Genomic DNA, 23,182 nt, shown 5'->3' with positions numbered 1-23,182 from the left:
TCAGCGCTGCTCTCCGCTGGCCCTCCGTCGACGCAGGGTCCACACAGCCGCACCAGCGAGGATCAGTGCCGCAGCCAAGCCGCCGGCGAGAGGACCGTTGAGGCCCAGACCGGTGGCCGGGAGCGAGGAGCCCCCGCCGTTGCCCGCGACGGCGGGCTGCGCCGTCACGGTGAAGGCGGTGTTCTCCCGCTCGGTCGGGAGTTCACCCGTGACCGAACCGCGCACGTCGACCCGGTGAGCGCCGAGTTCGAAGTCGGCGCCGACCGCGAAGGTCATGCGCGCCGTACCCGAGCCGTCCGCAGTCACCGGAGTGAGCTCGAACGGAGTGGAATTCACCGTCGCCGAGACCGTCTCACCGGGCTGGAAGCCCTGGACGACCACGGTCTGGCTGACCCCGGTGCCGCGCACGATCTGCGGGAGCAGCACGTCGGCACGCGCCTGCGTGGTGACGTCGCCTTCGGTCGCGTCGGCGTCCGTCGCGTCAGCGTCCGTCGCGTCGGCGTCCGCGGCGTCAGCATCCACGGCGTCTGCATCGATTGCGTCGGTGTCCGTCGCGTCAGCATCCATCGCGTCGGTGTCGGTCGCGTCGGCGTCGGTCGCATCGGCGTCCACGGCGTCAGCGTCCACAGCGTCAGCGTCCACAGCGTCAGCATCCATCGCGTCAGCGTCCGCCGCGTCAGCATCCATCGCGTCCGCGTCCGCGTCCGCGTCGGCGTCGGCCGCGGTCACCGAGAACGACGTCGTGTCGACCGAGCCGTCGATGTCCTGGATCGCGGTCACCGTGAAGTCACCCACGGGAACCTCCGCGAACGAGACCGACCACAGACCGAGGCCCGAGACGGTCGTCGTCTGCGCGCCGAGGGTCGGGATCGAGACGGCGATCTCGGCGCCGGCCTGGCCGGAACCGGTCACGGTCACCGAGCGCGTGGCATCCGCCTCTCCGACCTCGTACTCCGTGCCGGCGATGGGTGCCGTGATGTCGACGGCCTCGGCGAGCACGACGCTGAACGCGACGGTGTCGACCGAGTCGTCGGCATCCTGAGTCGCCGTCGCCGTGTAGTCGGCGATCGGCAGAGCGTCGAAGACCACGTTCCAGGTACCGTCCGGGGCCGCGGTCGTCGTCTCGATGTCGCCGTTGTCGAGTTCGACCGTGACGGTCGCTCCCGGCGAAGCGGTTCCCGAAACGGTCACCGCGGTGACGCCCTCCGCAGTGCCGACCGCGATCTCGGTTCCGTCAGCGGGCTCCTCGATCACGACATCGGGCGTCTCGGCGATCGAGAAGTCGACCGTGTCGGTCGATCCGTCGAACTCCTGCGTCGCGGTCACGGTGTAGTCGCCGATGGGCAGGCCCGGGAACGTCGCCGTCCAGGTTCCCTTCGCGGTCACGGTGACCGTTTGGGTGGTGCCGCCGACCTCGACCTCGACATCCGAGCCCGCGAAGCCGGTTCCGGTGACGATCACGTCCGAGGTGTCGTCGGCCCCGGGGACGACGATGATCTGGTCGGGGGTCGGAGCGGTGATGACCACGTCCGGGGCCTCGATGACCGAGAAGTCGACGGTCGCGGTGGTGCCGTCGGCATCCTGCGTCGCGGTGGCCGTGTAGTCGCCGACCGGGAGGTCGGGGAACGTGACCGTCCAGGTGCCCTCGGGGGTGACCGTGGCGTCCTGATCCTCCTGACCGGGGATCGAGACCGTGATCACGGCCTCGGGCTCGCCGGTTCCGGAGACGGTCACGTCCGAGACGTCGTCGGCCCCGGGAACGACGAACTCGTCGCCGCTCTCGGGAGCGGTGATCGTCACGTCGGCGTTCTCATCGAGCGCGTTCGGTCCGACGGTGGCGTTCGCCAGTTCGATCGTCGTGGCCGCCGAACCCGGCAGGACCGTCACGATGGCCCCGGTGATCGAAAAGACACCCTCGGCGCTCGTCGACTGGTTGTTGACGGTCGCGCTCGCGACGGCGGGCAGCACGGCGCCCAGCGCGGGCGAGAGCAGCGTCGTCACCGGGGTGACGATCGTGTCGACCGCAGCGCCGACGTTCCCGATCACGGTTTGCACCGGAGCGAGGATCGCGCCCGCCACGACACCGAGGCCGACCGGAAGGGTGATTCCGCCCAGCACCTGGATCCCGGAGGTGTTCCCGTCGAGCAGCTGCCCGATGGTGGTGTTCACGCTGAGGACCGGGATCTGCGGGGTGATCAGGGTCGGCGGGATGACGACCCCGCCGAGGACCGAGAGACCGCGCACGGCGTTCAGGACGGCCGTGTCGACCCGGTCGGTGAGGCCGCTGACGGCGTCGACGACGGCGGCCTGGATGTAAGGCAGTGTCTGCGATCCGAGCAGTTCCGTCCCCGCGGGGAGGCCGTTGAGACCGGCGATCTCGTCGAGGTCGACCGTGATCTCGCCCGTCCCCAGGTCGATCACCACGCCGGGGTAGTCGTCCGAGGTGATCTGGCCGGTCAAGAGACCGCTGATCGCGTCGGTCAGGCTGGTCGTGCCCACCTCCAGGTTCGCCTGCACGCCGAGGAGTCCGAGGGCGCTGCCCACAGCGGGGTTGTCCAGACCGCCCACCCCGTCGAGCGAGTTCTGGAGGCCGGCCACCGCGGTGTTCAGCTCCGCGGTCAACGTCGACAGCGTCGCGCTTTCGACGATGAGCTGACCGCCCGCGATCGTGTAGCTGCTCGTCGCGTCGTCGGGAGCGTCCTGCGACGCCCTCGCCGACACGGCGCCCAGGGTCAGGTCCACGGCGGCGATCTCGTCGACGAGCTCGGCGGCCAGGGATCCCGCGAGGGAATCGACCGCGCCGCCCAGACTGATGCTCAGCGGGCCGGTCGCCGGGCCGCCGGTGCCGATGACCCCGCCGTCGCCCACGGCGCCCGAGGCCCCGACCGACGAGCCATCGGGATCCGCGCTCGCGTACTGGCCGACGACGCCGAGCGATCCGAAGTCGATGGGAACCTGGATGCCGCCGGGCACGGTGACGTTGATCACGCCGAGGGCCGTGAGGTCGAGTGTGTTCTGGTCGGTCACCGTCGGGACGGACCCGGCGTTGGTGGCGACCGCGCCCTGAATCTGCGCCAGGTCGTCGAGATCGACGAGGCTGAGGATCGACCCGCCCACGAACGTGCCCGAGGCGTTCGACAGGTCACCGGGGGCGGCGTTCGCGGCGGTGACGCCGCCGAACAGGCTGAGAGAGGCGGCCCCCACCGCCGCGGCCGTCTTGACCGATGCCCGTCCGATCCGGGAGCGCGTCCACAGCGCACTCCGACTCCGTGTGGCGGTCCGTCCGGGCGATGCGCCGGACGTCCCCTGATTCGCGCGATCCATAGAAACACTCCTGTACGTGGTGCTCGGGACGCGCGTGTGCAGCGCCCTCTGCGGCCTTTCGACAGCCGTATGGGACATCCAAGGGGGCTCGGAGAACCCTGAGAACACGCTGGGCTACGGGGATCGGTACGGGTCCGCGCTCCCCGTAGTACCGAGGTCAACGGGCATGCGACGGCGCCTGCGAATCGCCCGGATCGACAAGCGGCCGGGCGGAAGCACCCCGCGATCGACGCCGATACCGGTGGACCTCGGTATACCGACTCACTACCGTGCCCGCACCGCGGCGGGCACCTCAGAGCTTGCGGAGCAGGACCGTCTCGACGGTGTGATCCGCACCCTTCTGCAGCACGAGCTTCGCGCGGTGTCGCGTCGGAAGCACGTTCTCTTCGAGGTTCGGGAGGTTGATCTCGCGCCAGTATCCGAGCGCTCGCTCGACGGCCTCTTCATCGCTGATGTCGGCGAAGACGCGGAAGAACGACGTCGGGTTGGTGAAGGCGTTGTCTCGGAGCGCGAGGAACCGGTCCACGTACCACCGCTCGATGTGCGCGGCGTCCGCGTCGACGTAGATCGAGAAGTCGAAGAGGTCGCTCACCGCGACCTCGTTCGGAGACGGCGGCGGCTGGAGCACGTTCAGGCCCTCGACGATGACCACGTCCGGCCGATGCACGGTCACGTGCGCGTCCGGCATGATGTCGTATCGCACGTGCGAGTAGAAGGGCGCGCGCGCCTCCTCGGCACCGGACTTCACCTCGCTGAGGAACTCGACGAGCGCCCGCCGGTCATACGACTCGGGGAATCCCTTGCGGTCCATGAGGCCGCGGCGTTCGAGCTCCGCGTTCGGGTAGAGGAAGCCATCGGTGGTGACCAGCTCGACGCGAGGGGTGTCGGGCCAGCGGCTCATCAGCTCGCGCAGCAGTCGCGCGATCGTCGACTTCCCGACGGCCACGGATCCCGCGACCCCGATGACGAAGGGGGTCGTGGCGTCCGGTTCGCCGAGGAAGCTGCTCGTGTCGGCGCCGAGGCGGCGCGTGGCGCGGGCGTAGAGGCTCAACAGCCGGCTGAGGGGGAGGTAGACCTCGGCGACTTCGCGCGGATCCAGCCGGTCGCCGATCCCGCGCAACTGGACGATCTCGTTCTCGGTCAGCGGCTGTGTCAGCCCGCCGGCCATGCGAGCCCAGTCGTCGCGGTCGATCTGACGGTAGGGGCTCAGCGACGGTGCGGGAGCGGTGGTCTCGGCTGCGGACACCCGCTCATGCTACCCGGGGCGTCGCCCTCCCCCGCGGTCGGAGCCGTGCGCACCGCGCCCACTACGCTCGGACCGTGCGCCTGGGAGTCCTCGACATCGGTTCGAACACCGTCCACCTGCTCGTCGCGAACGCCCGAGCGGGAGGGCGCCCCACTGCCACCACCTCGCACCGTTCCGTGCTCCGCCTCATGCGTTATCTGCTGCCGGACGGATCGATTTCGGCGGAGGGTGTGCAGGGACTGGTGGATGCCGTGACCGCCGCGCGCGATCGCGCTCGCGCCGAGGGGGTCGACGAGTTGCTCGCCACCGCGACCTCCGCGGTCCGGGAGGCGACCAACGGTGACGAGGTGATCGCTCTCATCGAGGAGGCGCTCGGACAACCACTCCAGGTGCTCGGCGGCGAGACCGAGGCACGGTTCACCTACCTCGCGGTCCGGCGCTGGTTCGGGTGGTCGGCGGGACAGATCCTTCTGTTCGACATCGGCGGGGGATCCCTCGAGATCGCCGGTGGCGCGGACGAACTCCCCGACCTCGCCGAATCGGTCCCGCTGGGAGCGGGGCGGTCCACCGTGCAGTTCCTGCCCCACGATCCTCCGAGCGACGACGAGATCGATGCGCTTCGCCAGCATGCGGCCTCCGTCCTCGCTCCTGTCGCCGAGCGATTTGCGGCACTCCCCCGCCCCGATCACGTGGTGGGGTCGTCGAAGGCGATCCGATCCCTCGCGAAGTTGGCGGGCTACCCCGTGCCGGGCTGGTCGGGGATCGATCGCATGGTGCTCCCGCGCAGGGAGCTGAAGGACTGGATTCCGCGCCTGGCCCGCATCCCCGCCGATGCGCGCGAAGCCCTGCCGGGCATCACCGCCGACCGCACCTTCCAGATCGTGGCCGCGGCGATCGTCGTCGAGCGCGCGATGAAAGCCCTCGACGTCGAGGAGCTCGAGGTGTCGCCCTGGGCCCTGCGTGAGGGCGTCCTGTTGCGCTACATCGAATCGCTCGAGTACTGAGACGACGAAGGCCCAGGGCTCCGATGAACGGAGGACCCTGAGCCTGTCGAAGGGAACGGGACCTACAGCGCCAGACGTTCCCGGACGACGTCGGCGAGCCGGTCGGCGTGCGCCCGTGCGGTGTGTTCGTCGGCCGCTTCGACCATCACGCGAACGAGCGGCTCGGTGCCGGACGCGCGCAGCAGCACGCGGCCCGAATCACCGAGTTCGGCGGTCGAGACGGCCACCGCCTCCTGGACGCCCTCGTCGCTCACCCCGTCGCGGTCGACGCCGCGCACGTTGACGAGCACCTGCGGGTAGACGGTCATGATCGAGGCGAGTTCCGCGAGGGTCTTGCCCTGGCGGGCCATCTCGGCCACCAGGTGGAGGCCGGTCAACAGCCCGTCGCCGGTGGTCGCGAACTCGCTCATGATGACGTGCCCCGACTGCTCGCCGCCGAGGGAGTAGCCGCCCTCGTTCATGGCCTCGAGCACGTAGCGGTCGCCGACCCCGGTCTGCAGGACCCGGATGCCATGGTCTTCCATGGCGCGGTGCAGGCCGAGGTTGCTCATCACCGTCGCGACGAGCGTGTCGTCGACGAGCGCACCGCGCTGCTTCATCGCGACCGCGAGGATCGCCATGATCTGGTCGCCGTCGACGATGTTGCCCTGCGCGTCCACGGCGAGGCAGCGGTCGGCGTCGCCGTCGTGGGCGATGCCGACGTCGGCTCCCAGACGGACGACGGCTTCAGCGAGCACGTTGAGGTGCGTGGAGCCCACGCCGTCGTTGATGTTCAGGCCGTCGGGCTCGGCCCCGATCACGGTGACCTGGGCGCCCGCGTCCTTGAAGGTCTCGGGAGAGACCCCGGCCGCGGCGCCGTGCGCGCAGTCGAGGACGACGTGGATGCCGTCGAGACGGTGCGGCAGCGACCCGAGGAGGTGCAGCACGTAGCGGTCTTCCGCGTCGGCGAAGCGGCGGATGCGTCCGACGCCCGCGCCGGTCGGCTGCAGCCGCTCCCCCTCGAGGGCGCGCTCGATGCGCTGCTCGACGATGTCGGGGAGCTTCGTCCCGCCACGGGCGAAGATCTTGATGCCGTTGTCAGGCGCCGGGTTGTGGGAGGCCGAGACCATCACACCGAAGTCGGCGTCGTGATCGGCGATCAAGAAGGCGGTCGCCGGGGTGGGGATGACGCCGGCGTCGAGGACGTCGACCCCCGAGGAGGCCAGTCCTGCGGCGACCGCGGCCGAGAGGAACTCTCCCGAGACGCGCGGGTCGCGCGCGACGACGGCCGTGAGTCGACGACCCTCGGCCTTTCGCGCCTCCGCAGAACGGCCCTGGCCCAGGACGACAGCAGTCGCCTGGGCCAGGTGCAGCGCAAGTTCGGCGGTGAGGAGGCCGTTGGCCAGCCCCCGCACCCCGTCCGTGCCAAAGAGAGGCATACGGAGGTTCGAACTCAGCGCTTGGAGTACTGAGGCGCCTTGCGGGCCTTCTTGAGACCGGCCTTCTTGCGCTCTTTGACGCGAGCGTCGCGCGAGAGGAAGCCGGCCTTCTTGAGGGTCGGGCGGTTGTTCTCGGCGTCGATCTCGTTGAGCGCGCGGGCGATGCCCAGGCGCAGCGCGCCGGCCTGACCCGAGGGGCCGCCACCGGAGATGCGCGCGATCACGTCGTACGAGCCCGCGAGCTCGAGCACCGTGAACGGGTCGTTGATCAGCTGCTGGTGCAGCTTGTTCGGGAAGTAGTCCTCGATCGTGCGGCCGTTGACCGTGATCGTGCCCGAACCGGGGACGAGACGCACGCGGGCGATGGCCTGCTTGCGACGGCCCACGGCTGCGCCGGGAACCGAGAGCACGGGGCGCTCGGTGGCGACGGCCGACTGCTCGGCCGGCGTCTCGGTGCTGTAGTTGCTGGAGTCGATGTTCGACACTGTTTCGTCCTTATCCGGCGGCGCTTACTGGGCGACCTGGTCGAAGGTGTATGCCGTGGGCTGCTGGGCACCGTGGGGGTGCTCGGCGCCGCGGTACACCTTGAGCTTCTTGAGCTGCGCCGCGCCGAGGCTGTTCTTGGGCAGCATGCCGCGGATGGCCTTCTCGACCGCGCGGACGGGGTTCTTCTCGAGGAGTTCGTCGTAGGTGACGGACTTGAGGCCGCCCGGGAAGCCCGAGTGGCGGTACGCCTTCTTCTGGGTGAGCTTCTGACCCGTGAGCGCCACCTTTTCGGCGTTGATCACGATGACGAAGTCGCCGGAGTCGATGTGGTTGGCGAAGGTCGCCTTGTGCTTGCCGCGGAGGAGGACCGCCGCGTGCGAGGCCGCCGCGTGCGAGGCCAGACGGCCGAGAACGACGTCGGTGGCGTCGATAACGACCCACTCGCGCGTGACCTCAGCGGCCTTGGGGGTGAAAGTGCGCGTCACAGTAGTGCTGCTTTCTTGATCGAACGGAGGAGTTCGTGAATCCCGCTCCGGTGGTCCGTTCACCGCTTGAGGGCGATGGAACAGGGCCGGTGGAGGGCTCACGTTCGGGTGACCCGCTCGCAGAGAGGCAGGCACCAAAGATCAAGACTACGTCATCCGGATGCCATGACCAAACAGAACCGATCGCGCCCGGTCCACCCCCGGGGGGCGGAGCGTCACCCAGCGCCTCACCCGCTTGCTCGAACTTCTCGCCCGAACGCCGTGATGCCCCGTCACCGATGAGGCGCGGGGCATCATGGCATCCGCCCATGCCCTCCGCGAGTGCGGGCGAGAGGTGAGGGCGTGAGCGGAGGCGGGTTTCAGCGCTTCAGGAAGTCGAGAAGCACGCGGTTGAACTCGTCGACGTGGCTGACGTTCACTCCGTGCGGAGCGCCCGCGACGACGTGGAGCTCGCTCCCGGCGATCGCCTCGTGGGTCCGCTTACCCGAGCCCTCGAAAGGGACCGTCGCGTCGCTGTCGCCGTGGATGACCAGGGTGGGCACCGTCACGTTCGGCAGGTCGTCGCGGAAGTCGGTGGTCGCGAACGCCTCCATCGCCTTCAGCGCGGCGTGGTGGTCGGCCTGGTTCGCCAGGCGCTCGGCCTCTGCGCGGTCGGCCTCCGAAACCATGAGCTCGCCGTCGACCGAGAAGAAGTCGGTCGTGAACTGGTGGTAGAAGGCCTTCTCGTCACCCTTCAGACCCTGCTTCATCCCGTCGGCGGTCGCGTCGTCGAGCGGCCCCTCCGGGTTGTCGTCGGTCTGGGCCAGGTAGGGCGGAACGGCCGCGGCGAAGACAACGCTGTGCACGCGGTCGGAGCCGTGACGCGTCAGGTAACGGGCGACCTCGCCGCCCCCCATCGAGAACCCGACCAGGGTGACATCGCGCAGGTCGAGAGCCTCCAGCACCGCCTCGAGGTCGTTGCTGAACGTGTCGTAGTCGTACCCGGTGCGCGGCTTGTCGCTGCGGCCGAATCCGCGCCGGTCGTAGGTCACGACCCGATATCCGGCGCCCTCGAGGGCCGGGACCTGGTGCGCCCACGACTCGCCGGAGAGGGGCCAGCCGTGGATCAGGACGACGGGGCGGCCGGTGCCGCCGGTGTCGTCGACGTGGAGGTCGATGTCGGTCAGAAGTCCGTGGTGTGCAGTGATCTCGCTCATGGACGTCATGATTCGAGTCCCGCCTGAACGTGCGGCACCTGTTGACGACTCGTGCCCCGCTTGATAAGTCGGCGCTGAGCACACGTCACGGTCGACGCGCAACACCTCGGAGGGCGCTCGAGCGCTGACTAGCCTTCCCCCATGGCCCCGAGTCGCATTCCTACCGCCGCCCTGTTGCTCGCCGCGGTCGCCCTGGTGGCGACCGCCTGCGGTTCCGACACCTCCGGGAGTGCCGCCGCGAACGATCGCGAAGCCGTTCGCGCGATCACGACCGCCGAGTCGACCGCGGGCGGACGAGCCTTCCAGCTCGAGGCGGATGACGGAGCGTGGGAGGTGCACGTGGCATCCGGCGATCGCGAGGTCGAGGTGCGCGTGAGCGCCGACGGAGGTTCGGTGCGTTCCTCCTCGGACAGTGGGGCCCTCGACGCCGCGGATCGCGCGGCGCTCGATGCGGCGAGCACCACCCTCGCCGACGCCGTCCGCATCGCCGCGGCCCAGGGCACGGGCGGCTCCGTCGAGGATGCCGAACTCGAGCGGGACGACACCACCGCTCGCTGGAGCGTCGACCTCGCGGGCGGCGTCACGGTGCGCGTTTCCGCGGCCGACGGCAGCGTGGGCTGAGCAGAATCCTCGCATCGACGCAAGCCCGCCGGGCTCTCCCGGTGGCGAGCGCGGCGCTCATTACACTCGGCGCATGAACCACGCCCCCCATGCCGACGGCCACAGTCCACGCGCCCGGGTGACCCCGGGCGACGCTCTCTCACCGGCCGGGGCGGTGCGCCGATGAACGATCTCGTCCTCAATATCGTGCTGGTCGTCGTCTTCGTCCTGATCGGCGGGGTGTTCGCGGCCACCGAGATGGCGCTCGTCACCTTGCGCGAGAGCCAGGTGAACGCCCTCGCGGCCCGCGGTCGCCGCGGCCAGAAGGTCGCCGATCTGGCGCGCAATCCCAACACCTTCCTCTCCGCCGTGCAGATCGGCGTGACGGTCGCCGGATTCGCCTCGGCGGCGTACGGGGCCTCTTCCATCGCCCCCTCGGTCACGCCGTTGTTCACCGGTCTCGGTCTCGAGCAGGGGGTCGCCGCCACGGTCGCGACCATCGCCCTCACCCTGGTCATCGCGTACCTGTCTCTGGTTCTCGGCGAACTGGTCCCCAAGCGGCTCGCCATCCAGCGCAACGCGGCGTTCGCGTACGCGGTCGCGCCGGTCCTCAACGGCTTCGCCACGCTCATGCGCCCCGTCATCTGGCTGCTGTCGATCTCGACGAACGTGCTCGTGCGCCTCCTCGGGGGCGACCCGAACAAGACCGGCGAGGAACTCACCGAAGAAGAGCTCCGCGACATCGTCTCCAGTCACGAAGGACTCCCCGCCGACGAGCGGCGCATCCTCGACGACGTGCTCTCGCTCCGTGATCGCCACGTGAGCGAGGTCATGCGGCCCCGCCCCGAAGTGGTGACCCTCGACGCCGGCGGCACGGTCGCCGAGGCCTACGAGCAGGTCCGGGACCTCCCCTTCTCGCGCTACCCGGTCGCGGAGCAGACGATCGACGACGTCGTGGGTTTCGTGCACGTCCGCGACCTGACCGACGATCCCGAACGCGCGCTCAGCGCCGTCATGCGCGAGATCCGGTACATCCCCTCCACCGCCCGCGTCCTCCCGACGCTCACGTCCATGCGCGCGGACGGGAGCCACATCGCGGTGGTCGTCGACGAGTACGGGGGGACGGACGGCATCGTCACCCTCGAAGACCTCGTCGAAGAGGTCGTGGGAGAGATCTTCGACGAGTACGACACGGATGCCGAACAGCTGCTGTCCGAGGGAGAGCACGGCACCGTCGAGGGGCGTTTGAACCTGCAGGACTTCGAGGAGGCGACGGGGGTCCCCCTCCCGCGCGGGGCGTCCGACACCGTGGCCGGCTTCGTGGTCGAGCGGCTCGGCCGCCTGGCCCGCGTCGGCGATGTCGTCGAGGTCGAGGGCGCGACACTGAAGGTGAGCGCGGTGGATCGTCGCCGGGTGGCCGAGCTGCTGGTGACCCGGCATCCCGTCGACGAGCCTGCGGAGGAACGCGACGACTCGACCGCCGACTGATCGCCCGGGGCGGGCCGAGGACGCGAGCTCGTCGGCCCGCACGGGTGATGGTCAGGCGAGGTCGCCGGCGACCGGGGCGATCGGCCCGCCCAGGTCGAAGTGGTGCCCGTTGATGGCGAACAGATCCCGGTCCCCGTCGGGGAGGAACCCCGGGGGCGCGGATGCGCTCGCGTCGCTGCGGCTGATCATGGGACCCATGCTCCGTCGCGACGGGGCTCGATGTCAGGGCTTGACATCGTCGACGTGGGGCTGATCCTCACAATTCAGTTGTGCACAATTAAGTTGTGTGCAATAGTTTTCGCATGCCCGCCGTCGACCAGCTCGTGTGCTTCGCGCTCTACGCCGCCAATCGAACGACCACGCAGGCGTATCGGGCACTGCTCGAACCGTGGAACCTCACGTACCCGCAGTACATCGCCCTCGTGACGCTCTGGAACGACGGCGATCAGACGGTCGGCAGTCTCGGCGAGGCCCTGCAGCTCGATTCCGGGACTCTCTCCCCCATGCTCGCCCGCATGGAAAGCGCCGGCTATCTGACCCGATCGCGTCGCGCCGATGACGAGCGCGTGGTGTCCGTCACGCTCACCGACCGCGGCACCGAGTTGCGCACCGAACTCGCCCACGTCCCCCGGTGCATCGCCGCGGGGTCGGGGATCACCGACGCCGACAGCGCCCGAGAGCTCATCGACGCTCTGCACCAGCTCACCGAGGCCATGAAAGGCCTGCGAGACCACCCCGACGAGGTGCGTGACGCCGACGCGGCGCGACACCCGGCCTGACGGCCGCACCCCCATCCGTCCCCAGAAAGGAACACCATGGACGTTCTCTACACCGCCGAAGCCGTCTCCACAGGCCAGGGCCGCCTCGGCCACGTGACCGCCGGCACCTACCTCGACCTCGATGTCGCTCCCCCCAAGGAGCTCGGCGGCTCCGGCGCCGGCACCAACCCCGAGCAGCTCTTCGCCGCGGGATACGCCGCCTGCTTCCACAGCGCGCTGCACTCCGTGGCCCGCGCCCGTAAGGTCGCCATCGCGGACTCGTCCGTGGGTGGCCGCGTCCACATCGGCCCCAATGGCCAGGGCGGCTACCAGCTCGCCGTCCTGCTCGAGGTCGTCCTGCCCGGCATCGAGTCCGAGCTCGCTCAGCAGCTCGCCGACGAGGCGCACCAGGTCTGCCCGTACTCGAACGCGACGCGCGGCAACATCGAGGTCACCGTCACCGTCTCCGAGGACTGACCTCTCCCCGACCCCGGGGCGAGGCGCTGAGCCCCACGTATCGTGCCTCGTCCCGGCCTGCCGCCCCGTATCCCGCGGGGCGGCTTCGTCGTATCGGCGTACAGTGACTGGCGTGATCCGGGTTGTTGTCGTCGACGATGAGGCCCTCGTCCGCTCCGGCTTCGCCTTCATCCTCAACGCCGCCGACGACATCGAGGTCGTCGCGGCCGTCGACGGCCCCGACGCGCTCGACGCGATCCGGGCGCTCCGCCCCGATGTCGTGCTCCTCGACATCCGGATGCCGGGACTCACCGGCCTCGAGATCCTCGCCGAGGTGCGAGGCGATGACGATCCGCCCGTGGTCGGCATCCTCACGACGTTCGCAGCGGACGAGTCGATCGCGAGAGCCCTGCGAGAGGGCGCGACGGGTTTCCTCGTCAAGGACACCGACCCGGAACACCTCGCCGCGATGGTCCGCTCGCTCGCGGCCGGCGGCGTCGTGCTCTCTCCGGAGGTCTCTCGGGCCCTCGTCGACGGGTTCTCGGGCGGCCCCGACCTCGACGCCGCGCGCCGCGTCGCTCTCCTGACGGAGCGCGAGCGCGACGTGCTCGAGTGCCTCCCCACCGGAGACTCCAATGCCGAGATCGGGCGCCGGCTGCACTTGAGCTCCGCCACGGTCAAAGACCACGTCAGCTCGATCCTGAGCAAGTTGTCGGTCTCGTCCCGGGTCGAGGCCGCGCTCATCGCGGAGCGCGCGGGCTCTCCCGCTTCGCGACGCTGACCCGCCTCGAACCGCGAGGCGTCAGGTGAGACGCAGCTCGGCCTCGGTCTTTCCGTACGAACGACGCAGCCACTGCCCGAACCCCGGCTGCGCGAGGCAGGCGGCGGCGCCGTCGCACGTGACCACCGGGTCCTGGGCGGCGTAGGTGGCGTACACGTCGACCTTTGCATCGAGAGCGTCGCCCTCGACGTTGACCGGCTCGTGCAGCGAGGGATACCCGATGTAGTACGTGACCGCTTCCGGGGCGATCCCCGACACGGGGGCGACGGCGCGGACGAGCGAGCCGACGCACGAGTGGTCGGGGTGGTCGCCGCGCGCGAAGGCGCTCTCGTGCGGGATATTGGTCGTGATGTGGTCGGGGCGACCCGCGTGGATGAGCTCGGCGACCGTCTCGGCCAGTCTGCTCGCGTCGAGCGTCGGCCCGTCGTCGATCGGGGCGAGCGCGGGGACCGTGCCGTTGATGAGCTGGGTGAGTCCCGCTTCGCCCGTGGTCGCGAACCCCTTTCCGCTGAGGTTGCCGTCGGGGAGGCGCAGCACCGTGATCGACAGGCGCGGGTCATCGGACGGCACGAATCGGGTGACGCGTGCACCGCTCCGGAGGGTCAGTTGGGCGGTGTTCCACGGCTGCGTGCTGCCGCGCATCTCGTCGTACGCGGCCCGGATGCCGGCCTCGCGCTGCTTCGCGTAATCGAGGCCGCGGCCGGCGTCACCGGCGGTGACGAAGATCGTGCGCAGGGTCGCACCGGAGCCGATGATTCCGGCGAGGTGCGGGTTGGCGAAGATGATGTCATCGTCGGCGTGCGCCCAGACCGCCACCGTGGTGTCGCTTCCCGGCTCCTCGAAGGCCGGCGACACGGGCCGCGGTGAGGCTTCGGGCACCGGGACGATGGGACTGAGTTTCACCCAGGTCCCCTCCGGCGGCGCTGAGCGACGGATCTCGCGGTAGACGAGCGCGCCGCCGCCGAGCGCGGCGAGGCCGCCCACGGCGATGCCGCCGAACACGAGGGCTCTGCGGGAGATCCCGGAACGACGCGGTGCCGCGGGGTCGACGGGTGCCTGATCGGCGCCCGAAGGCTCGTCGATGTCACTCACGGCGACTCCGTCCTGTACTTCGCCCCCCGGCGACGGATTGCGGGTTCCCCCTCGCCCTCGGGCGCGTTCCGACGCTATCGCGACGGTGCCGGTTTGCGGATCCGAAACCCCACAGCCCCGCCACCCGGCGGGGTGGGGTGAAACCGATCGGCGGATCACGCTCCCACACGGGCGGCGCGATGAGAACGCCGCGCACCGGACGCATCGACGATCCTCAGCGCGCACCTAGAGAGGGTGACGACACTCGCCCTATGCAGACGTCCACACCGCCGCGGTCATTGTCGCCCGTAGCCCTGCGCATCCGCGCCGTCCTCAACGAGTGGGATCCCATCGGGGTCCACCACATCGGTCAGGGCTGGCCCGATGACGAGTACGACGACCTGATCCTGCCGATCCTCGAGGCACTCGACACGAGGCCCTCGGTCGATGAACTGGCCGCGGAGCTGCGGACGGTCGTCGAGAACGACTACGGCCTTCCCGCTCCCGAGGGGTGCCGCGAGACCGCGCACTCTCTTCTCCGCCTGCACGGCTGAGCGCTATCCGGCGTCGGGCCGGGATGCAAGCCCTGCTCCCCGGCCACCGGGCGGTTCTAGCGTGCCTGCATGGCCGATCTGTCCCGCCCGCAGACCCCCGATCCGTACCCGCTCCTTCCGTTCGCGCCGTCCTTCGCGGTGACCAGCGACGACATCGCCGACGGTCAGCCCCTGAAGGACGACCAGGTCGCCGACAAGGGCAACACCTCCCCGCACCTGGCGTGGTCAGAGGTCCCGGAGGGCACCAAGTCGTTCGTGATCACGGGCTTCGACCCCGACGCGCCGACCCCGAGCGGCTTCTGGCACTGGGTCCTGGTCGACGTTCCGGCGGATGTCCGCGAAATGGCCTCGGGCGCCGCTTCCGGAGAGCTCCCGGGCGCGGCCTTCCACGTTCGCAACGACGGCGGCGAGAAGGGGTTCCTCGGGGCGGCTCCCCCGCAGGGCGACCAGCCCCACCGGTACTTCTTCGTCGTGCACGCCGTGGGCGAGGAGACGCTCGGCGTCGACTCGGATGCCTCCCCGGCCGTCGTCTCGTTCAATCTGGCGTTCAAGACGCTGGGGCGGGCGATCCTGCACGGCACCTACCAGCACTGAGGATCCGGCCATGACGAAGCGCAGCGAAGGTTTCGACAAGGACGAGACGGTCGCCGGAGTCGAGGAGCGCGTCCAGGCGCGCTTCCCCGACGCCGAGCCGGAGGTGGTTCACGAAGAGGCCGTCATCGCGGTGGACAAGTACGCCGAAGCTCCCGTCAAGGACTTCGTCGACATCATCGCCGAGCGTGAGGCCCGCGCGGCCGTCGAGGAATCGCTCGCCGCCGACTCCTGAGTTCGGGCACCGGGACCGATTCACCCCATCTGCAGGTCGGCTTCGGCCTTCGGATAGGACCGTTGCAGCCACTGCCCGAACTTCCGGGTCTTCAGGCACGCGCTGCGATCGGCGCACCGGACCACCTGATCCTGCTGCGTGTAGATGCGGTAGGTGTCGACCTTGGTGTCGAGCACCGCGCCCTCGAGATTCGCCGGCAGGTTCTCGGAGGGGTACCCCACGAAGTACCGGATGCCGGGCCCCACCGCCGCGTCGGAGGTCAGTGAGTCGCGGATCAGCGTTCCCACCGCCGAGTGATCCGGGTGGTCCCCGGGGGCGAAGGCGCTGCCACGCGGGATATGGGTGAGCGTCCCTTCCGGGTGGAATGCCGACACCAGCTCCCGGACGGACGCGATGAGCTGATCGCGGGTCACGGCCGGTCCCCCGTCGACGGGCGCGAGGGTCCCCGCGGCTCCGTCGTAGAGCTTGCTCAAGGTCGCGTGCGCCGTCGCGTCGAATCCCTCGCCGGTGAGGTTCCCGTCCGGGAGGCGGAGATACAGAACCGACAGGCGCGGATCGTCCTTCGGAACGAGCCGCCGGACCTGCATTCCCGTGCCGAGCGTGATCTCGGCGGCATCCCACTCGCCGTCCTTGCCGCGCATGGCGTTGTACGCGCGCAGGATGCCGAGCTCCCGCGCCGCCACGTAGTCCAGGCCCTTACCGGCGTCGCCCGCGGTCACGAACACCGTCCGCACGCACCGACCGGCGGCGATGGCGTCCGAGATGGTCGGGTTGGCGAAGATGATGTCGTCGTCGGGGTGCGCCCAGATGGTCATCAGGGTCGACGCCCCCTCGCATCCCTGCGCGGCGGGCGACGACGGGACGGGCGGGGGCGGCGGCGGGATCGTCGCGGTCGGTGAGGCCGACGCGGACGGCGTGGCCGTCGTTGCCGCCGCGGACGGGGTCGGCGTCGGCGTCGACGCGGGCTCCGGACGGAACAGTGCGAAGGCGAAGACGCCGCCGACCGCCAAGACCACCACGGCGGCGATCGCGATCGCGACGACGAGCCCGGCCTGCACCCGACGGGGGCGAGAAATCGACGACGAGGCGCGTGGCATCGGAACCTTTCGGACGGGGTGTGACGACCCCACCGTGCGGCACGATCTCGAGACAGCCGAGTTCGGCTGATCCGCGCCCGAGTGTAGAGGAACGTCCATACCGGACCAACACTTCATTCGCCAGGTGAATTGCACACGCCTATCGTTCAGGTTTCCTACGTATGACAAGAGATGCAGGGTGACTTGACGGGTGAATTTCGCCTGTTACTGTTCGCGGGAGGGCTCCCACGCACGCGTGGGATGGGGGGAGGAAGAGACATGGCGATGTCCGACCTGCGCCCCGGCGCGTCCTCCGCAGATGCGGATCCGGTCGGTGCCACCGCCCCGGCATCCCGGACCGTACCGACCGAGGCCTCCGCCGGAGTGACACCGGTGACGGCACCTCCCCCGTCGCACGTGAAAGACCGCTGGCGCGGTCGGTACCGGCGCAATCTGGTCCTCACCGACTTCGCCGCGCTGGTCTGGGTCGTCTACGGCACCCAGCTGCTCTGGTTCGGGCTCGGGAATGCGCAACTCGCCGCGGGCAGCGACAGCCGCATCAGCGATCTCTCCTATTGGGCCTTCTCCGCCATCCTCATCGTGACCTGGATGTGGGCGCTCGCCTTCGTCGAGTCCCGCAGCGACCGGGTCATCGGCACCGGCTCCGCCGAGTACGTGCGCATCGCCGACGCCAGCTTCCGCCTGTTCGGCGCCGTGGCGATCATCGCCTTCCTCACCCAGATCGACGTGGCCCGCGGTTACCTGCTGGTCAGCCTGCCGTCCGGCATCCTGGTCCTCTGCTTCACGCGGTGGATGTGGAGGCAGTGGCTCGTCGTGCAGCGGTCCCGCGGTCGGTACTCCGCGCACGTCCTCCTCGTCGGTTCGCTCCCCTCGGTGACGCAGCTCGCGCGCGAATTCGCCCGAACGCCCAGCGCCGGCTACCGCGTCGTCGGCGCCTGCGTGCCCCACGCCAAGACGGCCGACACCATCCCGGGCACCGAGATTCCGATCATGGGTCACGTCGGCGACGTGTCGCGGGCCCTGGCCGCGACCGGCGCCGACACGGTCGCCATCACCAGTGCCGACGAGCTGCCCGCGGAGAAGGTCAAAGAGATCTCGTGGAGCCTGGAAGCGGGTCGCCAGCACCTCGTGCTCGCCCCGAGCATCGTCGACATAGCCGGGCCACGACTGCACACCAGGCCCGTCGCCGGCCTCCCCCTCATCCACGTCGAGACCCCGAAGTTCTCGAGGGGACAGAGCTTCCTGAAGAGATCCGTCGACCTCGCCGCGGCGAGCCTCGGGGTGGTGTTGCTCAGCCCCCTGCTGCTGTTCCTGGCCGTCGCCGTGCGACTGTCGAGCGAGGGGCCGGTCCTGTTCCGCCAGACTCGCGTCGGCTTCCGCGGCCGCGAGTTCACCATGTTCAAGTTCCGTTCGATGGTGGTCAACGCCGAGGAGTTGCGCGCGCAGCTGATCGCGCAGCAGCGGGATTCCGGGAACGAAGTGCTGTTCAAGATGAAGAACGACCCGCGCGTCACCCCCATCGGTCGGGTGATGCGCAAGTTCAGCCTCGACGAGCTCCCCCAGCTCTTCAACGTGGTGGGGGGCTCGATGTCGCTGGTCGGACCGCGCCCTCCGCTTCCCTCGGAGGTGGCCGTCTACGCCGACCACGTGCACCGGCGATTCCTCGCCAAACCCGGCATCACGGGTCTCTGGCAGGTCAGCGGGCGGTCCTCCCTCTCCTGGGAGGAGTCCGTACGACTCGACCTGTCGTACGTGGAGAACTGGACCCTTCTGGGCGACTTCGTCATCCTCGGCAAGACCGCCCGCGCGGCCCTCGCTCCCGGTGAGACGGCGGCGTGACGATCGCCACTACCCCGTTCCGGTCTTCGGACCGTCGCCGTCGGTTCTCGCCGCGGATATCTGAAAGGCTGTGATCGTGCGTCTGTCTGTCGTGGGTTGCGGATACTTGGGAGCTGTTCACGCGGCGGCGATGGCCTCCATCGGCCACGACGTGGTGGGCATCGACGTCGACGAGCGCAAGGTCGCGACTCTCTCGCGGGGAGAGGCACCGTTCTTCGAGCCCGGCCTGCAGCAGATTCTCACCGAGGGGATCGCCTCGGGACGCCTCTCGTTCACGACGGACATGTCGGCGGCTCGAGGTGCCGCGGTGCACTTCATCGGCGTCGGCACACCCCAGCAGGCGGGCGGCCACGCTGCGGATCTGACCTACGTCGATGCGGCGATCGACACGCTTCTTCCCTTCCTCGCTCCCGGCGATGTCGTCGCGGGCAAGTCGACCGTCCCCGTCGGCACCGCCGCCCGTCTGGCACCCCGGGTGTCCGAGCGCGGCGCGGTGCTCGTCTGGAACCCGGAGTTCCTGCGCGAGGGCTGGGCGGTGCAGGACACCATCGACCCCGATCGACTCGTCGCCGGCGTTCCCTCGGCTGACGGCTCCCCGACGGCGGAGGGTGAGCGCACCGCACAGATCCTGCGCGAGGTTTACCACCCCTCGATCACGAAGGGAACGCCGTTCGTCGTGACCGACTACGCCACGGCCGAGCTGGTCAAGGTCGCGGCGAACGCCTTCCTCGCCACCAAGATCAGCTTCATCAATGCGATGGCCGAGATCGCGGAGGTGACGGGGGCCGACGTGACCACGCTCGCCGACGCGATCGGCCATGACGTGCGCATCGGACGCCGCTTCCTCGGAGCCGGCATCGGATTCGGCGGAGGGTGCCTCCCGAAGGACATTCGAGCCTTCTCCGCGCGGGCCGAAGAACTGGGCCGCGGCGAGTCCGTCGCCTTCCTCCGAGAAGTGGATGCCATCAACCTCCGCCGCCGCGACCGCGCCGTCGAGCTCGCCGTGAGCGCGCTGGACGGATCCGTCTTCGAGAAGAAGATCGCCGTGCTGGGAGCGGCCTTCAAGCCGCACAGCGACGACATCCGCGACTCTCCCGCGCTCGATGTGGCCGTTCGACTGCACGGTTTGGGGGCCCAGGTCACCCTGACCGATCCCGCGGCGATCGAGAACGCGCGACGGGTGCACCCGCAGCTCACCTACGACACCGACCTGGACGCCACCCTCCGCGACGCGGACGCGGTCATCGTCGTGACGGAGTGGGACGAGTACCGACGCGAGTTGAGCCCTGAGCACGCCGCCTCGCTCGCGCGGGGTCGCGTCGTGATCGACGGACGCAACTGCCTCGATCCGGCGGCGTGGCGCGCAGCCGGCTGGACCTATCACGGCATGGGGCGCCCCTGACCCGGACACGGTCCGCCTGATCGTGAACGCGTCTGCTCCGGAGGGCGTCGCGCCCCGCGCGCGCGATGACAGACGTCGGCGCTGTCGACCTTTCCTCCACGGCGCGTGACGAATCAGCCGCTCGCCACGTCTCCTCGGTGACGGATCTCGCGCCGAGGGCCCCTCCCTGCGGAGTGCATCGAGATCCTCGACGACAAGGAGGATGCCATGCGCAACAAGCTCATCGTGATCGGCGCCGTCGCCCTGATCGCCTATGCGGTCGGCACCCGGACCCCGCGCGTCCAGGTGAAGAACCGGGAGTCCGTCGGCCACCAGATCGTCCGGCTGTGGGACGACCCGCGCGCCCGCAAGCGTCGCCACAAGGCGGCGAAGAAGGCTGCCGCCGCCGCGGAGAAGCGCGCGAAGAAGACGTTTCACGACCTCCGGAAGTGATGCACCCGACCCTCGAACGGAGGCTCTCCATGTTTCGTTCCTCCTCGAGCGGGACCCTGCTGCAATCGCGGCGCAGCGTCATCGCGGGAGCAGTGGGGGCTGGCGCGGTCGCGATCATCGCGCTGGCGCTGTACCTACCACTCGTCGGCTTTCTCGGCGGGGCGACGGCGAGCACAGTCGGTATCGTGCCCTTCCCCGCCCTCAGCGTCCTCGCGGTCACCGTCGTCGGTGCCGTCGTGATCGCGGGGCTTCTCGCCCTCGCGATCACACGGCGCCGGGCACCCGCCGCATGGACGCTGGCGGTCATAGGCGTTCTCGTGGCGCTGGCCGTGACGGCCTTCCCGCTCGTCGCCGTCGTGCTCGGGTCGGCCCAGCGCGTCGGCGAGATCGGACCAGTCGTCGCGATCCTGTGGGACCAGGTGTCGGGGATCTTCTGAGCAGCGGCCTGTGGATAACACGGTTACCCGCACATGCGCATGTCAAAATGCCTCATGCGCATCTCGGCTCCCGGCGACCGATCCGTGCTTCAGGATGACGGCGACGACGAGATCGCGGGCTTCGCCCCCGCCTGCGCGTCCTGCGGGGGCGTGACCGAACCCATCCAGCGAGGCTCTGCAGCCTGGTGGGCCTGCCACCATTGCGGGCTCGCCCGGATCGCGTGAGCCTCGCCCGGCTACGCTGACCACGTGATGGCCAGTCTCCTCATCTCGATCACCGCCGTCGTCTCGGCGCTCCTCGTCGGGTTCGTCGCGCGTCGAGTCCTCGGCACCGCGGTGGGCTGGCCGCGCAGTATCGTCGTCGGTCTGCTGGTCTTCCTCCTGGGAGTACCCTCGGCCGGATGGACGCTGCGACAGACCGGGTTCCCCGATTCCTCGGCATCCATTCCCGCGGAGGACGGCTGGATCTGGGCGGGCCTGATCGCGCTCTCGCTGGCATGGGTCTTCGCCCTCGGCGTCGCCGCCCTCGTGGCGAGCGAGGCGATCTTCCCGACGCGCCCCCTCCCGAATCCGATCGACGTCGTGCGGGCAGCGCTTCGCCAGCGCAAACGGACCCGGCGGTACCTGGAGATCCTCGCGATCGCCTCTCGGCACGGGGTCGGGTGGCTCTTCCACGGCGGCCGCGCGCGCGTCGAGGAGCAACTGAGCACCTCGGAGGAACGGGCGCGAGCCATCGTGGCGACGATCAACGATGCCGGGGTGAGTTTCGTCAAGCTCGGCCAGGTGCTCTCGACCCGTCGCGACCTCGTCCCCGAGCCGTATCTGAGCGCCCTCGCCTCCCTGCAGACGAGCGCGACGACGCTTCCCTGGGAAACAGTGCGCGCGGTCATCGAGAGCGACCTCGGCCAGCCGATCGATGCGGTCTACGCCGAGGTCGATCCGGTCCCCCTCGCCGCCGCCTCCGTCGCCCAGGTACACCGCGCGCGGCTGCTCGACGGCACCCACGTCGTCATCAAGGTCCAGCGGCCCGCCGCGCGGGCGCAGGTGGAGGCGGATGCCGACATCATCGGCCGCCTCGCGCACCGGGCCGAGGCGCGCACACGCGTCGGACGCGATCTCCGCATCGAATCGGTCGCCCGCGGCTTCACCACCACCCTCCTCGAAGAACTCGATTACCGCATCGAGGCCCGCAACACGCAGATGATCGGCTCGACCTTCGAATTGATCGATCGCGCCGAACCCGGACGCCGCGGGCTCGTGAGCGTTCCGCGCATCTTCTCCGACGCGTCCGGCCAACGCGTGCTCACGATGGGCCTCGTCGACGGAACGGCCTTGAGCGACGCGGCGCCGCTGATCGCCGACCTCGATCCGTCGCAGCGCGATCGCCTCGCCGAGACATTGATGGCGACCGTCCTCGAGCAGATCCTCGTGTACGGGGTCTTCCACGCGGACCTTCATCCCGGCAACGTGCTGCTGAAGAGCGACGGGACCCTGGGGCTCATCGACTTCGGCGCCGTCGGCGTCATCGAGCGCAGTCGACGTCAGCACATGACGGCTTTCCTCCTCGCCGCCCTCAGCGAGAACGATGTCGCGGCGACGGACGCCCTGCTCCTCATCGTCGACGCCCCCGACGACGCCGACCTCGACGCCTTCCGACACGACGTGGGAGTGGTCCTCACCACCGAGCACCTGCGCACCAGCGGGCACGGATCGATCTTCACGCGAATGGTCGACGTGATCCGCCAGCACCACATCGCTCTGCCCGGCGAACTCGCCTCGGCCTTCCGGAGCTTCGCCACTCTCGAAGGGTGCCTGCGCGTCATCGTCGATGACTTCGACATGGTCGGTCGAGCGCTCCCGCTCATGCCGAGCCTCCTTCGTCGGACGGTGTCGGTCAAGCGCATGGCCACCGACCTCCAGGCGCAAACGGTCATTGCCTTCGCTCGCCTCGAACAGATCCCCCGTCGCCTCGACGCCCTGCTCACGGGTGTCGAGAAGGGGTCCATCGGGATCACGTTGCGCAGCTCCGATGGGGAGGACGTCAGCGGCATCCTCGGCCGGGCGACGGGCGAGATCGCCAGCACGCTGGTTTCGATCGCCGCCGTCGTGATCGCCGTCGTCCTGGTGATCGCGGGGGGCGGGCCCGTTCTCGACGGGTCCATCACCCTGTTCGCCGTCCTGGGTGCCGTCGTCGGCCTGTTCGGCTTCCTCGGTCTCCTCCGCATCGTGCGAAAGACGTTCGGACGCCGCGGCTGACTCGTCGCGGACCGACGAACGGTCCC

The 23,182-nt window shown here is 69.7% G+C and carries 23 protein-coding genes; 14 read left to right on the top strand and 9 right to left on the bottom strand.

The window, feature by feature from the left end; translation table 11 throughout:
* Together OVA26_RS05250 and coaA are read right to left on the bottom strand one after the other, a co-directional pair.
* Nucleotides 1–3,204 (bottom strand): choice-of-anchor G family protein, encoded by a 3,204-nt coding sequence (locus OVA26_RS05250; RefSeq protein ID WP_268103296.1) that lies wholly within the window; start codon nucleotides 3,202–3,204, stop codon nucleotides 1–3.
* A 412-nt stretch (nucleotides 3,205–3,616) separates the two neighbouring features.
* A complete protein-coding gene (gene coaA, locus OVA26_RS05245) occupies nucleotides 3,617–4,570 on the bottom strand; it encodes a type I pantothenate kinase (RefSeq protein WP_056226432.1) in 954 nt (317 codons plus the stop codon).
* A 74-nt stretch (nucleotides 4,571–4,644) separates the two neighbouring features.
* Between coaA and OVA26_RS05240 the strand changes: the two genes are divergently transcribed.
* A complete protein-coding gene (locus OVA26_RS05240; protein ID WP_056226429.1) occupies nucleotides 4,645–5,574 on the top strand; it encodes a Ppx/GppA phosphatase family protein in 930 nt (309 codons plus the stop codon).
* 62 nt (nucleotides 5,575–5,636) lie between these two features.
* On the opposite strand, the gene glmM is transcribed toward OVA26_RS05240, so the two are convergent.
* From glmM to OVA26_RS05220, 4 genes are all read right to left on the bottom strand, one after another.
* Nucleotides 5,637–6,992 carry a phosphoglucosamine mutase gene (gene glmM / locus OVA26_RS05235; RefSeq protein WP_268103295.1) on the bottom strand — a complete coding sequence of 452 codons (1,356 nt, stop codon included), beginning with the start codon at nucleotides 6,990–6,992 and terminating at the stop codon, nucleotides 5,637–5,639.
* A 14-nt stretch (nucleotides 6,993–7,006) separates the two neighbouring features.
* Nucleotides 7,007–7,477, bottom strand: a complete 471-nt coding sequence (gene rpsI / locus OVA26_RS05230; RefSeq protein WP_074696481.1) for a 30S ribosomal protein S9 — start codon at nucleotides 7,475–7,477, stop codon at nucleotides 7,007–7,009.
* A gap of 24 nt (nucleotides 7,478–7,501) precedes the next feature.
* Nucleotides 7,502–7,963, bottom strand: coding sequence for a 50S ribosomal protein L13 (rplM, locus tag OVA26_RS05225; RefSeq protein WP_268103294.1), 462 nt, complete (start codon nucleotides 7,961–7,963; stop codon nucleotides 7,502–7,504).
* Nucleotides 7,964–8,322: 359 nt separating this feature from the next.
* A complete protein-coding gene (locus OVA26_RS05220) occupies nucleotides 8,323–9,159 on the bottom strand; it encodes an alpha/beta fold hydrolase (protein ID WP_268103293.1) in 837 nt (278 codons plus the stop codon).
* Between the two features lie 141 nt (nucleotides 9,160–9,300).
* Between OVA26_RS05220 and OVA26_RS05215 the strand changes: the two genes are divergently transcribed.
* Both OVA26_RS05215 and OVA26_RS05210 read left to right on the top strand, forming a co-directional pair.
* Nucleotides 9,301–9,780: a PepSY domain-containing protein gene (locus OVA26_RS05215; RefSeq protein WP_268103292.1), complete on the top strand. Its 480-nt coding sequence runs from the start codon at nucleotides 9,301–9,303 to the stop codon at nucleotides 9,778–9,780.
* A 162-nt stretch (nucleotides 9,781–9,942) separates the two neighbouring features.
* Nucleotides 9,943–11,247, top strand: a complete 1,305-nt coding sequence (locus OVA26_RS05210; protein ID WP_268103291.1) for a hemolysin family protein — start codon at nucleotides 9,943–9,945, stop codon at nucleotides 11,245–11,247.
* A 51-nt stretch (nucleotides 11,248–11,298) separates the two neighbouring features.
* On the opposite strand, the gene OVA26_RS05205 is transcribed toward OVA26_RS05210, so the two are convergent.
* Nucleotides 11,299–11,436 (bottom strand): hypothetical protein, encoded by a 138-nt coding sequence (locus OVA26_RS05205; RefSeq protein ID WP_176786380.1) that lies wholly within the window; start codon nucleotides 11,434–11,436, stop codon nucleotides 11,299–11,301.
* 113 nt (nucleotides 11,437–11,549) lie between these two features.
* Here OVA26_RS05205 and OVA26_RS05200 point away from each other — a divergent pair, with 113 nt between their 5' ends.
* From OVA26_RS05200 to OVA26_RS05190, 3 genes are all read left to right on the top strand, one after another.
* Nucleotides 11,550–12,026: a MarR family winged helix-turn-helix transcriptional regulator gene (locus tag OVA26_RS05200; protein ID WP_268103290.1), complete on the top strand. Its 477-nt coding sequence runs from the start codon at nucleotides 11,550–11,552 to the stop codon at nucleotides 12,024–12,026.
* A gap of 36 nt (nucleotides 12,027–12,062) precedes the next feature.
* Entirely contained in the window at nucleotides 12,063–12,482 is a 420-nt protein-coding gene (locus OVA26_RS05195) for an organic hydroperoxide resistance protein (protein ID WP_056226410.1), read from the top strand.
* A gap of 112 nt (nucleotides 12,483–12,594) precedes the next feature.
* The gene (locus tag OVA26_RS05190) at nucleotides 12,595–13,242 is read left to right on the top strand and encodes a response regulator (protein ID WP_268103289.1); all 648 of its coding nucleotides are present in this window, start codon (nucleotides 12,595–12,597) and stop codon (nucleotides 13,240–13,242) included.
* A gap of 21 nt (nucleotides 13,243–13,263) precedes the next feature.
* On the opposite strand, the gene OVA26_RS05185 is transcribed toward OVA26_RS05190, so the two are convergent.
* Nucleotides 13,264–14,334 carry a PIG-L family deacetylase gene (locus OVA26_RS05185; protein ID WP_268103288.1) on the bottom strand — a complete coding sequence of 357 codons (1,071 nt, stop codon included), beginning with the start codon at nucleotides 14,332–14,334 and terminating at the stop codon, nucleotides 13,264–13,266.
* Between the two features lie 251 nt (nucleotides 14,335–14,585).
* Here OVA26_RS05185 and OVA26_RS05180 point away from each other — a divergent pair, with 251 nt between their 5' ends.
* From OVA26_RS05180 to OVA26_RS05170, 3 genes are all read left to right on the top strand, one after another.
* Nucleotides 14,586–14,867: a hypothetical protein gene (locus tag OVA26_RS05180; protein ID WP_056226400.1), complete on the top strand. Its 282-nt coding sequence runs from the start codon at nucleotides 14,586–14,588 to the stop codon at nucleotides 14,865–14,867.
* Nucleotides 14,868–14,936: 69 nt separating this feature from the next.
* The gene (locus OVA26_RS05175; protein WP_268103287.1) at nucleotides 14,937–15,461 is read left to right on the top strand and encodes a YbhB/YbcL family Raf kinase inhibitor-like protein; all 525 of its coding nucleotides are present in this window, start codon (nucleotides 14,937–14,939) and stop codon (nucleotides 15,459–15,461) included.
* A 10-nt stretch (nucleotides 15,462–15,471) separates the two neighbouring features.
* Nucleotides 15,472–15,693: a three-helix bundle dimerization domain-containing protein gene (locus OVA26_RS05170; RefSeq protein WP_268103286.1), complete on the top strand. Its 222-nt coding sequence runs from the start codon at nucleotides 15,472–15,474 to the stop codon at nucleotides 15,691–15,693.
* 20 nt (nucleotides 15,694–15,713) lie between these two features.
* On the opposite strand, the gene OVA26_RS05165 is transcribed toward OVA26_RS05170, so the two are convergent.
* Entirely contained in the window at nucleotides 15,714–16,790 is a 1,077-nt protein-coding gene (locus OVA26_RS05165) for a PIG-L family deacetylase (RefSeq protein ID WP_268103285.1), read from the bottom strand.
* A 258-nt stretch (nucleotides 16,791–17,048) separates the two neighbouring features.
* On the opposite strand from OVA26_RS05165, the gene OVA26_RS05160 reads away from it, so the two are divergent.
* The 5 genes from OVA26_RS05160 to OVA26_RS05140 all read left to right on the top strand — a co-directional run bounded on the left by OVA26_RS05160 (nucleotide 17,049) and on the right by OVA26_RS05140 (nucleotide 23,156).
* Nucleotides 17,049–18,629, top strand: coding sequence for a sugar transferase (locus tag OVA26_RS05160; protein ID WP_268103284.1), 1,581 nt, complete (start codon nucleotides 17,049–17,051; stop codon nucleotides 18,627–18,629).
* Between the two features lie 76 nt (nucleotides 18,630–18,705).
* Nucleotides 18,706–20,031: a UDP-glucose dehydrogenase family protein gene (locus tag OVA26_RS05155; RefSeq protein ID WP_268103283.1), complete on the top strand. Its 1,326-nt coding sequence runs from the start codon at nucleotides 18,706–18,708 to the stop codon at nucleotides 20,029–20,031.
* Between the two features lie 207 nt (nucleotides 20,032–20,238).
* Entirely contained in the window at nucleotides 20,239–20,463 is a 225-nt protein-coding gene (locus tag OVA26_RS05150; protein WP_268103282.1) for a hypothetical protein, read from the top strand.
* Between the two features lie 29 nt (nucleotides 20,464–20,492).
* Complete coding sequence (locus OVA26_RS05145) at nucleotides 20,493–20,900, top strand: MFS transporter permease (RefSeq protein ID WP_268103281.1); 408 nt, start codon at nucleotides 20,493–20,495, stop codon at nucleotides 20,898–20,900.
* A 252-nt stretch (nucleotides 20,901–21,152) separates the two neighbouring features.
* A complete protein-coding gene (locus OVA26_RS05140; RefSeq protein ID WP_268104874.1) occupies nucleotides 21,153–23,156 on the top strand; it encodes an ABC1 kinase family protein in 2,004 nt (667 codons plus the stop codon).
* Nucleotides 23,157–23,182 lie beyond the last annotated feature (26 nt).

This window comes from Microbacterium sp. SL62 (genome assembly GCF_026672635.1).
In the GTDB taxonomy this organism is placed as follows: Bacteria; Actinomycetota; Actinomycetes; order Actinomycetales; family Microbacteriaceae; genus Microbacterium; species Microbacterium testaceum_A.
Note: the sequence above shows the minus strand (reverse complement) of the source record. Positions and strands in the feature narration are given on the sequence as shown.